Raw genomic sequence first — 12486 nt, 5'->3', positions numbered from 1 at the left:
GCATCCTACCACGTCGAAGGGCCGCAGGCAGCGCGGCCTCTCATGTGGCGCGACATTGAGTTTTCGTGGTGCCCACATCTCGCGCCGGCTTTTTCACCATACCGATACAGCTTTGACCGCAATTGAGGCCGCGTCACGCAATGTCCCCGGCGCAAACGCCTTTAGGCGGGCCTAACTCTTCGCCTGACGTTCCTCACAAAGGCGCGACTTGGCGTCCACATCTTAGCCGATCTCAGTGGCGGTCGAGAGGTGCAATCGAATGCACACGTGATGCAGGACTTAAGTCCGACTAGTGGGCATGACGCGGGGAGCGCATATTAGCAGATCCGTACATTGTTTGCGTGACCGGTGGAGGCCGGAGCGGAGGAGTTCAGATGATATTTCTTTTCGATAACTTTGAGAGACACGAACAGCGCTGCACGAGAGGTCACAGCGCCTCGGCGACAATCGCGTCGATCGAAGCGGCACTATGCGCCGATCCCAATATCGATAGCAGCGCGATCACGGCAAGAATGCTTGGGCCGGTTGTCATCTTGGAAGGCTTCGTAGCGGAGAAGGCGGATCGACAGAAAGCGGTTGCGATCGCTGCCGAGATCGCAGGCCCCGATAAGGTGCGGGATAGGATGCTTTGCCGCGACGCAGTGAGATAGAGAGCCACGGCCCGCGCGAAGACATTCTAGAGTCCCGATGAAAGATAGGGATGTCCGACCATCTCGGGCGAGGGCCTTGCCGCCTGGCCAATTTGACGATCAATGCGCGAAATCGTGCGGGGCTTGGGTCCAACCTCCCAACAGCCGGACATTTCCGATCGTCTTTTTCTGTCCAGCCCAAACGGACACCGGGAGGTCCCGAGCGAATGTTCGCAAGTAAACCCTTCGGTCCTTCCCGCCAGCGGCACGGATCGCGGACCACACGGAACTGTCTTTAAAGGTGGGGGAAAACTGGTCGTTTACCCACAGCCTCTATGTCGGGGGCACCGCTGGCGTAAGTCCGTGACGGCGCATGATTTCCGCCATCTTGGCCCGGTCCGGCGGACCACCGGCCGCCGCGTTGAGCACCGCGAAAGCCTCGCGGAAATACTCCGGTCCTATCGCTGCCGGCGTGACCACGCAGAGCGCCTTCACGTCCTGGCTGCTGTTGTTGTCGAACCGATGAACGGCGCCACGCGGAATGCATAGTGCTTGCCCCGGCCCGACGTCGATCTGCTTTTCGTCGACCGTCCAAGTCAGCACCCCCTCGAGGCCGTAGATCGTCTCTTCGTAGTGGTCGTGGCTGTGCGCCGGCGCCGGCAGTCGCAGCGCGGCCGGGACCAAAAGCTCGAAGGCGGCAATACTGCCGTTCGAGTTGCCCGCAGTCAGCAGGAAGCGAACCGCGAACCCTTTGGTACCAATGGTTTCATCGGAAGGATTGACGCGTGGATCGATGGTTCCCTGTGGCATTATGGAAATTCCTCCAGTAAACTAAGTTTACTATTTAGCAGTAAACTCAATTTACCGGACCGTCAATGCCACCATCCACGAAGGTTTGCCAGTGAAAACCGAGGACATGATAATCGGCGCCCTACTGCGCGTGCCGGCCCAGGCGATCCAGCGCCGGCTGATCAAGGGGCTGAACGCCGCCGGTTTTGACGAGCTGCGTCTGCCGCATATGGCGGTTCTGCAGTTTCCAGGGCCGGACGGGGCTCGGCCGGGCACGATCGCCGAGCGCGCCGGCATGAGCAAACAGGCCATCAATCAGCTGCTCCGCAGTCTCGAGAGTTTCGGCTACATTGTCCGCGCCGACGTTCCGGGTGAAGGCAGCGCGCGCATCGTCCGGTTTACCGAACGTGGACACGCCGCATTCCGGAAGATGGTCGACATATTGCGCGACATCGAGGACGAGTGGCGCGCCGAGCTTGGGTCGGAGCGTTTCGCCCAACTCAAGGCGCTGCTGTTTGTCGTCTGGGACAGTCCATTGGCGCGCTAGCCGAAGCTATTTGCAAACTCGTCACTCTTTCACAGCAGCATATGAGCGCTTCGCGTGCGGTCGACAGGTCTGCCTTCAGCATAGACGACAGTGTGGATCTTGGTGGTCAAACCGCCGCGGGAACGTCCCATGCAACCATCGTCAACATCCTTTTTTCGTGTGGCAGCGTGCTGGTGCACCCGGACACAGGAACTGTCGATCATGACGATATCGCCCGGACGCCTTTCTTGCGCTATCGGCCAGACCCATTGTAGCAGGTTGTGGGTGTGCCATAGCGTTCGGGACGTCTGCCCAGGGCGAGCCCGTGCGAAACCGCCACAAAATCCCATTGACAATGCGTCGGTCGTCAACAGCCCTGGCAACTTGGCGGCTGGTCCCAGCACTCCTTCGCGAAAAAGTGACATGGTTGAAAGCGACGTTGCTAGCTTTCACGGCTGAAATGACCCTTCGGCGACGTAAGGGTGGGGTATCCTCGGTCGGGACCATATTAGGCAATTCTTCCTTCAGCCCCAAAATACTCGCGCGACGCGGGTTTGAAGAAAAAGGCGGCTTAGTCGTATGATAGCACTGATCGGTTGGCAAAGGATGCCTGCTGGTCAAGGAGATCGCGGATGCTGCCGCGATCTCCTCAATTCGAACAGGCTAAGGCGGGCCTTTTTTAACCTTCGCCCAACGCAAGATCGCGGCGCATCCAGTCGGACAGCGTGGCGGCAGTGTTAGGTGAACGGCGATGTCTCCAAGCTGCGACAAGAAGCGCGAAAGCGGTCGCGCCAACACCAAAACGAGCACAAAGGTCTTCAACGGTGGCTGCCAGATTGCCGGCAGCGGCTGTTTGTTTTTCCATGAGCGTTCTCGGCATGGGCGCCGAGCCTTCTATTAGCAAGTTGCCTGCCGCCGCGTACGCTTGAGCGCACGAACGAGCAGCGTGTCAAAACGCCGATCTGTGGAAGGTTGCTGATCGAGAAGAACTCGGATGCGGAGTGGAATGCGCTACAGGAACCTTAGGCCAAAGTGGCGTGCGAGATGAAAATGACCGTCATTACACGCCTCCTTCGATTGTTGCTGTGGACTGGCGCAACTTATCCGACTCCGTTTGGATGTGCAAGGCTACCGACCTGACATCGCCGCGGTAGGCATCACGAGAACATTCGCGTGGTCGGCGGCAGGGTGCCAGCTGCCGCTATTTCTTCACGTTTCACTTAGTGGCTGGGTCACTGCCTGGTGCTCCCCGCATTTGCGAGCCCTAGCTGATTAGCTTTGAGCCGGCAGCTCGCGCGAACTTTTCCAGTCTCCGACGGCAAAACCGAGAACCCTAGTCGCGACGCGCCCGACCCGGCGACCTTCGTAGGAAGGGAGAATTAAGGTGCCCGAGCGCCCTGGTCGTTGTTCAAAAAGCTTGGTGACTTCGACGGTGGCAGGTCGACCACTCACCAACGATCTTTGATCTTGCGCAAAGACGAGCGATGGGTCGGTGCTAAGTTGCGAAAAGTCGGGTCCAACCCGTTCCCGAATGGACAAGAGTGCTTGGCCCGCCCGCCAGGAAGGGCGGGCCAGCATCAAGGAGAGGAGCACCGAGCATGTCGTTCAGATTTCTCACCGCATTTCTGAAGTCTTCCGGTGACGGAGGCGTAGTGCTTTTCGAAAATGACGGCGCGCAACGAACCGTTATGATCGATCGGCAGGCCCTATTGACGTTCACGTCTCCGCCTTGTGCAGACGAGAGCCGGCTACAGGACTGCGTCCCTGCGATTTGCGAAATCGCCGCGGCGAAATTGCGGCAGCGCAAGAGTGGTCCGTTCGAACGCATTCGAATATCAGAAGATGACGTGAAGGCCTGGAAGCTCAGGGTACCCAACCTACATTAGACTTACCGCAGTCCCGCATGTGAGACCGCTACGGTACAGGTTTCGATGGAGCATCCTTTGAAGATCGAGACGGATTCAAACGGCGATTTTATTCTGGACGCGGAAGCGATCGCTTCCCGATTTGGAATCTCGCCTGACGCCATGCGGCATCATCTGAAACGTGGAGCGGTCGTCAGCGTTGTCGAAAAGGGCACCGGTTTGGATGACGGCAAATCCCGCCTTTCAGTTCGGTTGGGAAATCGAACGTGGCGGGCCGTTGTTGGCCCAGATTTACGGATTCTCGATGAGGAGCAGCTTTGGGCCTCGAAAAAGCACGTTCGTTCAAGATGCTAACGGACTACATCAACACTAGCGCGACACTACCCGCGTCAGCCGTCAGCCCGCGAGCTTGATTAAGCGGTATTCGGTAATGAATGCCAACAGCGGCAGCTATCGGGCTCTTTTCGGACGTTCAAAGCAACCGACGAACGAGGACCATCGAAAGCGTTAGCGCCACAAGCGATATAACGACACTCGCCAACACATATGATGCCGCCGCCAGATATTGACCGCGTTCCCAAAGAGCCACGGCGTCGAGAGAGAATGTGGAAAATGTAGTGAACCCGCCGATAATTCCTGTCGTCAGAAACAATCTGGTTTCCTGTGCTGAAAAATTGAGTGTCGCGAAAACTGCTACGACAAACCCCATCAAAGCGGACCCGACGACATTAATCGCGAGAGTTCCATAGGGGAAGCTGGGTCCAAGAAGCCGTATCGAAAGCACGCCGACTTCGTAACGAAGCAGGCCACCGAACCCTGAACCGAGAAAAACCAGAAGAAATTCCACGTACGCCTCCTGCTCGCCCCAAGGGGCGTCGATAGCAGGCGTCATCAGCGAAAGCGCGGTTATAGGGGAGACACCATTCCCATCCGGATCATATGCCACCAGTTTTCTTCGAGATCAATATGTCTGCAATTGGTGGCGCAAGGCGGCCCGAGGCTTTCGTCGGCTTTCGGCTGGCCCAAAGCTGCCGTTATGCCCTGCCGCCCCATGTTGGCCCATTGTCGGGACCGCGAACTTAGTGGCTGATTGCCGAGAATGCTCACTCCGCTCTTACGGTCCACGCACCCACTTCAGCCCGACCGATCAACGTACCACCCTTGCCGATCTCGACCATGATGCGGTCCACGAGATCGGCATGACCAATTTCGTCTTTCGTGGCCACCCCGAACTGTTCCATCGACGGCATAAGCGTTGCCACTAGATCGGTCACCAGGTGAACAACGTCGATGGCCGGAGGTCCCGAGGCAATGACAGACTCGAGCCTCAGGGAAGGAGTGGGAAGGCCTGCGGCCTCGAAGAGGGGTGCTAGTCCAGTGCCGAGCCTTGTTCTTGCTCCGGCCGCCTCGATCGTGCGGCTGATCCAGTTGCATACGAGTTCATAGGTCGGCACCAACGGAGAGGATCGCGCGCCGCCCCAGTCCAACTCGTGGAAGACGACGATGCCGCCGGGCTTCACATGCAGCGCGATCTTTTCCAGCGCCGTGTGCGGGTCGGGGATGAATTGCAGAACGTAGCGGCCAACCACGGCATCAAACGGCGCTTCGAAAGCCATCGCAGCGGGATCGCCTTGCCGGAATTCGATCTGTTTCAGGCCCGCCGACTTCGTTCGGGCTTCAGCAGTTTTAACGGCAACTGGGGATACATCGGTACCGAGCACCTCACCGCCGGGGCCGACAATGTCGGCAACGAGGACGGCGACGTCACCCGCACCGCTGCCGACATCAAGTACGCGCATCCCAGCCTTGAGGCCTGCGGCTTCGAAAAACCGACGCGTTATGGGATCGATCAGTCTTGCCTGCGTCGTCAACCGTCGCATCTCGGCATCTGTATGTCCCAGAGCATAGTCTTGCGCCATTCTCCTTCCCTCCAAATGCGTCGAAACGTTTTTCAGTGAAATCAAGATAAGGTTCAGGTCGCCTGCTAAGCGGGCCACCGGGGTCACCGAAGGCATGTCGGCACGAAATCAGACGTTTCACAATAGTCGATTGGCTTACGTTTTCGGTTGGATGCCGTCTGACATGAATGATTGACGTTGGTCCGCGCGAGGATGGGCGTATGCCACCAGCGGGAGAGATCACTGAGAAGATCGATGAAGATCCCCGATCAAAAAGGCGTCCGATCGACTTCATAGACTGGCCAGCCTGCCATCGGTCCCAGATCTCCGATCGCTGCGCGGCAGAAAAATACATGCGACGTCGACGCTTCATGTCCACACTCCTCTTTGACAAAAGAATAGTGTGTTGCATTCATCCCGTGAGCCCACCACCCAAAGCGGACTTTCGAATGTTGACGGCGAGATGCCGCATCACGTATTCGCGTTGGCGAATTGATCCTCCTCAGCACCCTTCGAAGCCAAGGAGTGGGATGTATGAGCAATGAACCCGGCCATCTTCCGACATCCGCTCGAAGAACCACAAATGGAGATGGCCTTTAGCTAGCTACTACCTTCGCACTTCAATAGCAGGCGCACTGCCTGCAATGGTCCAAGAAGGGACGCGAGGAAAAGCCGCACGCATGGGTCTTCCTGATCGAGCGACGGCCGAGCTTCAGTTGTGTAGGAGCCGTCCGTCGGAAGCGAAATCTTGTCAAGGCCCGTCCACACCTTGAAGCGGCACCGAGGGCCCCCTCGGCCAAGGATGCAGATTATTTCGCGTCCTGCCCGCTTTGATTGGCTTCCATCAGTTTCTTCTCGTCGTCCGGCGTCAGCTTCGGTGGCTCGACTGAGATTGTCAGCTTATTGAGCTTGCCGGTGAACGGGAATGGAACCTGATAGTCGCGGTCATCGATCGGGGTGCCGGTCTTCGAGCCGATGTCGAAGGTCTCATCGATCGGCAGAATGAGCGGCACGGTACGCTGTATCGCCTGCGTTGCGACTGTCTTACCGTCGACGGTCAGCGTTCCCGTGCCGCCACGACCGATCCCGCTGAGGTTGTTGAAGGCAAGCGTTGCGAAGCCAAGGCCGTCATATTTGAAGTCAAACTCGACGGCGTGCTTGCCGGGCGAAAGAGCTTCAGTGCCTTCCCAACGAATTTTGTCAAGACCGAGAAGGTTCCAGGTAACGACCGGCTTTCCTCCTAGAAGATACATCCCATATCCGCCAAACAGCCCTCCTTGAGAAACAATGGAGCCGTCGCAGTGCTATTACGCTCGAAAAATATAGCCAAACTCAGGAGAAACAGCTCGCCCAACCCGTCATATAGCTGTCAATCCGCCTTGGTTTCTCCGGGAAGCCATCCGTAAGCACTCAGAATGGCCATCGCGAGACCTGGAAAGCGTTCATCCAATTCCGAGCAGCGCGAATGGTTATGCATTTCCACGCCCTGACGCTCGCAGCGGATAAGGCCGGCCTCGCGCAGCACTTTGATGTGGTTCGATAGCGATGACTTGGGGATTACGCGCTCCCGCATGTTGGCAAACGCAGCGCACGTCCCGCCGGAGCCGCCGCCCGCAATTTGCGCGAAGATCGCCGCGCGCTCCGGATCGGAGAGGGCATGCAGGATCGCTTCAGGCCGTACGTCCTCTATTGCTGGATGAAAGAGCGGTCTCATGATTTTTTGTATATGGGGGCTTGAAACCAAGATCAACAGTTCCGAATTTCCGAACTATGGAACAATGCCGCCAATTCCGACGGCACTCCGAGTTGAAAGGAATGCGCCGTGGGAAAGCTCGCAGGTAAAGTCGCCGTCGTGACGGGGGGCTCCAAAGGGATCGGTGCCGCGATTGCCAAGGCACTCGCAGCGGAAGGTGCACAGGTGGTGGTGAACTACGCTTCGAGCAAGGCGGGAGCGGACGCGGTGGTCCAGACGATCACGGCGGCCGGTGGCAAAGCCATCGCGGTCCAGGGCGACGTTTCGAAGGCCGAACAGGCGCAGGGACTGGTGGACGCTGCAGTCAAGGAATTCGGCCAGCTCGACGTGCTGGTCAACAACTCCGGGGTCTACGAATTCGCGCCGATCGAGCAGGTGACCGAGGAACAGTATCGTCGCATGTTCGACGTGAACGTTCTGGGCGTTCTGCTGAGCACGCAAGCAGCGCTCAAGCATCTCGGTGAGGGCGGCAGCGTCATCAACATCTCGTCGGCGGCGACCAGTCTCGCTCCGCCAGCCTCCAGCGTCTACACCGGGACCAAGGGCGCATTGGACAGCATCACCAGCGTGCTTGCCAATGAGCTGGGCCCGCGCAAAATCCGGGTCAACGCGATCCTCCCGGGCATCGTCGAGACCGAGGGTACCCACACCGCGGGGTTCATCGGCTCGGATTTCGAGCGCAGCGCGGTGACCCAGACTCCGCTCGGCCGCATCGGCCAGCCGGACGACATCGCTGGGGTCGCTGTCTTCCTCGCTTCCGACGATGCCCGCTGGCTGACCGGCGAGCGATTGGTCGCCAGCGGCGGTTTTCGCTAACGATCAGTTGACGTTGTGCGTGCTCCTTCGCGGGGCACGCACAACGCCTCGCAGCTGAAGCGCGATGGCTTCGACCCATAGATGGCAACGGTCTTTGGCAAATGGGAATGGCTCCATGTCGGCTTTTTGCGCTTTCCTCAAGAGCAGTTGGTCGCCTGTCGGGCCCAAACGAGACATCGAACCTTCGCGTCCAACTAATGGATGACGAGTCTAGATAAGCGATGAACTTGTCATCCCCGCTCAAATCAGCCTGCGTTGCTCGGCACTGGCGTTTTGAGCAGTTGCTGCTCCCATAGATAAGCAATGCCGCTACCACCGGCGTGCTGCGTGATCACTTCCGTCAGCGCGACAGCTTGATCGGTCCGAGCCCAGTCGCGCTGCCACTCGGATGCCAGCGCCAGCCAGGTCATCATGTTTGCGCCCGCCGCGATCATGCGCTGCATGGCGACCTCGTGGGCTTCGACCGACGTGCCGCCCGACGCGTCGGTGATGACCGTGACATCCCAACCTTCGCCGAGGGCCTGAATCGTCGGCATCGCAACGCAGACCTCGGTCCACAGGCCAGCGATGATCAGCTGCTTGCGACCCGTTGCCTTGACTGCGTCCACCACCTTCTGGTCCTCCCAGGTGTTGATGAACGTCCGGTCGATCACTTCTTGGCCAGGGAAAACATCCGTGATCTGAGGGAAGAGGAGACCGCCCCGTTCAGCGATCACCGTGGTCAGGATCGTGGGGACGCCGAAGGCCTTAGCGGCCTTCGCCAGACCCGTCGTATTGTTGATCACCGTCTGCGGTTCGTGGCTGTTCACGTTCGCGAGCTGATAAGGCTGGTGGTCGATCAGAACGAGTACCGAGTCTTCGGGACGAAGAAGCGAAGCAAGGCCATTGCGCAAGGTCATGAATACATCCTTTGCTGCCGTTGTGAGCGGCATTGGTTTTTCCGGGAGACATGCGTCAGGGGCGACGTTGCCTGGAAACAGTATTGCCGTTCCCACCTGTGATGCGGTAGTACCCATTCGTGCCACGCTGTGTCGCGAAATGGGGAACGCTAAATTGGACATCGAAGAGCTGCGGACATTCGTGGAAGTTGCTGATGCTGGGGGAGTTTCGCCCGCCGCGCGGCGGCTCGGCGTCTCCAAGTCAATCGTCAGTCGGCGGCTCGTCCGGCTTGAAGCGGAGCTTGGCGTCCAGCTTCTTGCACGAACTACCCGCGGCGCTGCTCTCACAGAAGCCGGGATCACGTTTCGGGACCATGCAGCCAGAGTCTGTGCGGAGATCGACGTGGCTAGGGAAACGATCCTACCCGTCGGTGACCTTTGCGGCCGCTTGAGAGTTGCTGTACCGCTTTCTTTCGGCCCGACCCATTTCGCTCCCGTGCTCGCGGAAATGGCACGACGCCACCCGCAGCTCCACATCCATACTTCCTACAGTGATCGCTTCGTTGATCTCATCGCAGAGGGCTTTGATTGTGCGATACGGGTTGGCTATCTCCAGGACTCTAACTTGATCGCAAGACGCGTCGGACCAGTCTATGGGACGTTCGTCGCGAGCCCGGACTACATCAAGGCGCATGGGTCGCCTGAGACGCCGGAGGAGCTTGCCGCCCATCAGGCCCTAATGCAGGGCACCGAAGCCTGGCAACTCATGAATGACGACGAGATCATCACGATTCGTCCGCACGGGCGCTTCAAGGCCGACAATGGCACAGCTCTCGTCGCCGCCGCGGTAGCAGGACTAGGTATAGCTTACCTCCCCGATGGCCTCACCCATGAATATGTAGCCTCCGGCGCGCTGGTTCCGGTCATGACACGCTATCCACCACCTCCGGCAGGTGTATATCTTATCCGCCCGCCAGGGCAGCATCCCGCAAGGAAGGTACGTGTCCTCACCGAAATGCTGATCGAGTGTCTCGAACCGACTCCGGAACCTGCGGGCGTCGGTCGCTAAGGCATGAACGGCACGAAGCCCCGGTCATCTCACTCGATGTCAGGCGCGGCGATGACCGCTTGTGGCGCTTTACAGGCATTCGTTCTATTGGATAACGCGTTGTCTCAATTGCGATACTCCCAAGGATGGCCATCTCTCTCAGATACCTGAAGGAACTTCCGAAGACTCTCGAAGTGCTTTGCCAGGAAGCCGCTGAAGAAGGCTTCCGATTTATGGACAAGCTGGCGAAGGAGTGGAAAAAGGGCCGAAACCGCTTTGATGCACCCGGCGAAATCCTTCTCGGGGCGTTCCTGAACAACGAACTGGTGGCGGTGGATGGCTTGAATATCGATCCCTACGCCAACGATGTTGGGATGGCACGCCTGCGTCATCTCTACGTGTTGAAGCAGGCACGCCGCCAAGGAGTAGCTGCGGCGCTCGTGCGGCGACTGCTTGAGGGCGCGCGAAAAGCAATGAATGTTGCGCGGCCAGAAGGTCACCCCAACATTTGCCTGGTCCTTGCCAAAGCCGATGGCAGGAATGCGATGTTAGTTCCTATATTGGAAGACTCTGCCGAAGCGATTGGGCATCAGGAATATTTGTTCGGCTTGGGAAAACCCGGCTTCACGGCCCATCTTCTTCCATGTGTCGGCCGATTCCGGGAAGTCGGCCAGCCTCATATGAGCCTCCATCGTTGCGAATTCTTCGTCGGTCAATGCGGCCCATACGCCTCGGTATGCTGAGAACCGATCAAAATGTTCGTCTCGGTTCTCCCCGTCGAGAAGGGTGGGTTCCCAGATCAAAAACAGGCCGTCACGGCTCAATGTATCGTGCACATTCTTCATGAGTCGGACCTTTCCTTCCGGCTGCAGATGATGCAGCGACATTCCAATCCATACGACGTCCACGGTATCGGACCAATCGGCCATTGCTTCGACGAAATCGCAACACCGCAGGTCGATAGAACACGGCAAATCCTTCAGCGATTCTCTTGCGAGGTCCAAGGACTGCGGAGAGAGGTCGATCCCGTAATAGTGGTCGATGGCGCTCCCTTTCAGCGCAGCCGCCGAGGCGACCGCATCCCCACAAGCGATATCGAGAAACTTGAACGGCTTCGGTATCTCTTCGGAAAGCTGGTTACGAAGCAAGCCATAGATCTCACGATGAAACATGAGGTTTTCGCCGACGATCTTCCGGTAGGTTGCCAAGTGCTTGTTGAACATGGCTTGTGCATCGTCGGTGGTAGTCGAAGCAGTGCTTTCAGCGCGATTTTGCTCGGTGTCCATTGGTTTCCCTCCCAGAAAAACCGTCAGCCGTGGAGTTAGGTGTGCCCTTTGCGTATAGATGCAGCGCCCGATAGACCGCCGTATGTGATGGCGTCGGTACGCCAAGTTCGCTCCCGAGCGCGTGCATGCGTCCCGAAAGCCATGCAAGTTCCAGCCGCTTTCCTTGCAAAAGATCGTTGGCCATCGATGAGCGCGTATCGGGCGGCAGGTTTTGCCACACCGATAGAGCGTGCGCCTCATATCCGTCCTGCATCGGGTGGCCCGCTGCCTTCGCCACCGCCATGCCCTCGTCCCTCAACTGACCGAGGAATATGCGCGATTCAGGATCGGTCAGGATCGGTCCGATTCCGGAACGTACCAAGCTGGTCGCACCTGAGAACGCGCAGAGCGTCACGAACTTAGTCCAGAGCGCCTGGTCGATATCTTCAACCGTCTGCAGTCCAATGTTTCCAGCCTGAATGCACGCCGTGAGCAGCGCACCGATCACCGGGTCATTGTGGCCGCCGACATAGAACTGCGTGGCACCACCCACATGCACGATCAAACCAGGCCACTTGAGATAACCTGAAATATAGGCAGCACCGCCGACAACCTGCGAAGGCGGCACCAGTCGAGCAAGGGTCTCGACGCTGTCGATGCCGTTCTGCAGCGTCACCACTCTCGTCTCCGGCCCGACCATCGGCACAATTGCTGCAGCCGCCGTTGTGCTGTCATAGAGCTTGACGGCAAAGAAAATGATATCGACGTGGCCGACCTCACCAGGCGTCTCAGTCGCCCTTACGTGCGTCAGACCGACGTTGCCGAGCGGGCTTTCAAGCTGAAGTCCGTGGCCTCGCATTGCTTCGAGGTGGGCACCACGTGCAATAAAGGTGACATCGTGGCCGGCCAGAGCGAGCCGCGCACCAAGATAGCCGCCGATAGCGCCCGAACCCATGATCGCGATCCGCATGGCCATCCCCCCGACGCCAAAACCGTGGCTGTACAATCGATATAGCAAT

At 58.4% G+C, this 12486-nt stretch carries 13 protein-coding genes, 2 pseudogenes and 1 riboswitch; of the genes and pseudogenes, 6 read left to right on the top strand and 9 right to left on the bottom strand.

The genetic code is table 11. The annotated features are described in order from the left end of the window. The first annotated feature begins 374 nt into the window (after window positions 1-374). Window positions 375-650 carry a BON domain-containing protein gene (locus ACSQ9D_RS21820; RefSeq protein WP_436284059.1) on the top strand — a complete coding sequence of 92 codons (276 nt, stop codon included), beginning with the start codon at window positions 375-377 and terminating at the stop codon, window positions 648-650. Window positions 651-962: 312 nt separating this feature from the next. Here ACSQ9D_RS21820 and ACSQ9D_RS21815 read toward each other — a convergent pair whose 3' ends face one another. Then, entirely contained in the window at window positions 963-1439 is a 477-nt protein-coding gene (locus ACSQ9D_RS21815; protein WP_436284058.1) for a cupin domain-containing protein, read from the bottom strand. 91 nt (window positions 1440-1530) lie between these two features. Between ACSQ9D_RS21815 and ACSQ9D_RS21810 the strand changes: the two genes are divergently transcribed. Then, entirely contained in the window at window positions 1531-1965 is a 435-nt protein-coding gene (locus ACSQ9D_RS21810; RefSeq protein ID WP_436284057.1) for a MarR family winged helix-turn-helix transcriptional regulator, read from the top strand. Window positions 1966-2027: 62 nt separating this feature from the next. On the opposite strand, the pseudogene ACSQ9D_RS21805 reads toward ACSQ9D_RS21810, so the two are convergent. Then, window positions 2028-2316: pseudogene (locus ACSQ9D_RS21805) on the bottom strand (transposase); the annotation flags it as partial. 1571 nt (window positions 2317-3887) lie between these two features. Between ACSQ9D_RS21805 and ACSQ9D_RS21800 the strand changes: the two are divergent. Next, window positions 3888-4163 carry a DUF6522 family protein gene (locus tag ACSQ9D_RS21800; protein ID WP_436284056.1) on the top strand — a complete coding sequence of 92 codons (276 nt, stop codon included), beginning with the start codon at window positions 3888-3890 and terminating at the stop codon, window positions 4161-4163. Between the two features lie 118 nt (window positions 4164-4281). Here ACSQ9D_RS21800 and crcB read toward each other — a convergent pair whose 3' ends face one another. The 4 genes from crcB to ACSQ9D_RS21780 all read right to left on the bottom strand — a co-directional run bounded on the left by crcB (window position 4282) and on the right by ACSQ9D_RS21780 (window position 7421). Then, window positions 4282-4701, bottom strand: a complete 420-nt coding sequence (gene crcB, locus ACSQ9D_RS21795; RefSeq protein ID WP_436284055.1) for a fluoride efflux transporter CrcB — start codon at window positions 4699-4701, stop codon at window positions 4282-4284. Further along, window positions 4685-4746, bottom strand: a riboswitch (Fluoride riboswitch). (Overlaps the previous gene by 17 nt.) Before the next feature lie 166 nt (window positions 4747-4912). Next, window positions 4913-5728 carry a class I SAM-dependent methyltransferase gene (locus tag ACSQ9D_RS21790; protein WP_436284054.1) on the bottom strand — a complete coding sequence of 272 codons (816 nt, stop codon included), beginning with the start codon at window positions 5726-5728 and terminating at the stop codon, window positions 4913-4915. Window positions 5729-6516: 788 nt separating this feature from the next. Then, window positions 6517-6960 (bottom strand): hypothetical protein, encoded by a 444-nt coding sequence (locus tag ACSQ9D_RS21785; RefSeq protein WP_436284053.1) that lies wholly within the window; start codon window positions 6958-6960, stop codon window positions 6517-6519. Window positions 6961-7076: 116 nt separating this feature from the next. Further along, a complete protein-coding gene (locus tag ACSQ9D_RS21780; RefSeq protein WP_047521853.1) occupies window positions 7077-7421 on the bottom strand; it encodes an ArsR/SmtB family transcription factor in 345 nt (114 codons plus the stop codon). A 108-nt stretch (window positions 7422-7529) separates the two neighbouring features. On the opposite strand from ACSQ9D_RS21780, the gene ACSQ9D_RS21775 reads away from it, so the two are divergent. Then, the gene (locus ACSQ9D_RS21775; RefSeq protein ID WP_436284052.1) at window positions 7530-8276 is read left to right on the top strand and encodes a glucose 1-dehydrogenase; all 747 of its coding nucleotides are present in this window, start codon (window positions 7530-7532) and stop codon (window positions 8274-8276) included. Window positions 8277-8521: 245 nt separating this feature from the next. Here the strand turns inward: ACSQ9D_RS21775 and ACSQ9D_RS21770 are convergent, their stop codons facing one another. Next, window positions 8522-9175 (bottom strand): hydrolase, encoded by a 654-nt coding sequence (locus ACSQ9D_RS21770; protein ID WP_436284051.1) that lies wholly within the window; start codon window positions 9173-9175, stop codon window positions 8522-8524. Window positions 9176-9329: 154 nt separating this feature from the next. Here ACSQ9D_RS21770 and ACSQ9D_RS21765 point away from each other — a divergent pair, with 154 nt between their 5' ends. Then, window positions 9330-10223 (top strand): LysR family transcriptional regulator, encoded by an 894-nt coding sequence (locus ACSQ9D_RS21765; protein ID WP_436284050.1) that lies wholly within the window; start codon window positions 9330-9332, stop codon window positions 10221-10223. 125 nt (window positions 10224-10348) lie between these two features. Next, a pseudogene (locus ACSQ9D_RS21760) lies at window positions 10349-10615 on the top strand (GNAT family N-acetyltransferase); the annotation flags it as partial. A 135-nt stretch (window positions 10616-10750) separates the two neighbouring features. On the opposite strand, the gene ACSQ9D_RS21755 reads toward ACSQ9D_RS21760, so the two are convergent. Together ACSQ9D_RS21755 and ACSQ9D_RS21750 are read right to left on the bottom strand one after the other, a co-directional pair. Beyond that, entirely contained in the window at window positions 10751-11488 is a 738-nt protein-coding gene (locus ACSQ9D_RS21755; RefSeq protein WP_436284049.1) for a class I SAM-dependent methyltransferase, read from the bottom strand. Further along, window positions 11463-12437 (bottom strand): ketopantoate reductase family protein, encoded by a 975-nt coding sequence (locus tag ACSQ9D_RS21750; protein WP_436284048.1) that lies wholly within the window; start codon window positions 12435-12437, stop codon window positions 11463-11465. The genes ACSQ9D_RS21755 and ACSQ9D_RS21750 overlap by 26 nt, the downstream gene beginning before the upstream one ends. Window positions 12438-12486: the final 49 nt, after the last annotated feature.

Origin of the sequence: Rhizobium sp. LjRoot258 (assembly GCF_964254185.1) — a bacterium.
In the GTDB taxonomy this organism is placed as follows: domain Bacteria; phylum Pseudomonadota; class Alphaproteobacteria; order Rhizobiales; family Rhizobiaceae; genus Rhizobium.
Note: the sequence above shows the minus strand (reverse complement) of the source record. Positions and strands in the feature narration are given on the sequence as shown.

What these genes read in the sequence shown, in the direction of transcription:
- ACSQ9D_RS21820 (WP_436284059.1), top strand. Translation starts at nt 375, where the DNA reads ATGATATTTCTTTTCGATAACTTTGAGAGACACGAACAGCGCTGCACG.
- ACSQ9D_RS21815 (WP_436284058.1), bottom strand. Translation starts at nt 1,439, where the DNA reads ATGCCACAGGGAACCATCGATCCACGCGTCAATCCTTCCGATGAAACC.
- crcB (WP_436284055.1), bottom strand. Translation starts at nt 4,701, where the DNA reads ATGACGCCTGCTATCGACGCCCCTTGGGGCGAGCAGGAGGCGTACGTG.
- ACSQ9D_RS21790 (WP_436284054.1), bottom strand. Translation starts at nt 5,728, where the DNA reads ATGGCGCAAGACTATGCTCTGGGACATACAGATGCCGAGATGCGACGG.
- ACSQ9D_RS21785 (WP_436284053.1), bottom strand. Translation starts at nt 6,960, where the DNA reads ATGTATCTTCTAGGAGGAAAGCCGGTCGTTACCTGGAACCTTCTCGGT.
- ACSQ9D_RS21780 (WP_047521853.1), bottom strand. Translation starts at nt 7,421, where the DNA reads ATGAGACCGCTCTTTCATCCAGCAATAGAGGACGTACGGCCTGAAGCG.
- ACSQ9D_RS21770 (WP_436284051.1), bottom strand. Translation starts at nt 9,175, where the DNA reads ATGACCTTGCGCAATGGCCTTGCTTCGCTTCTTCGTCCCGAAGACTCG.
- ACSQ9D_RS21755 (WP_436284049.1), bottom strand. Translation starts at nt 11,488, where the DNA reads ATGGACACCGAGCAAAATCGCGCTGAAAGCACTGCTTCGACTACCACC.
- ACSQ9D_RS21750 (WP_436284048.1), bottom strand. Translation starts at nt 12,437, where the DNA reads ATGCGGATCGCGATCATGGGTTCGGGCGCTATCGGCGGCTATCTTGGT.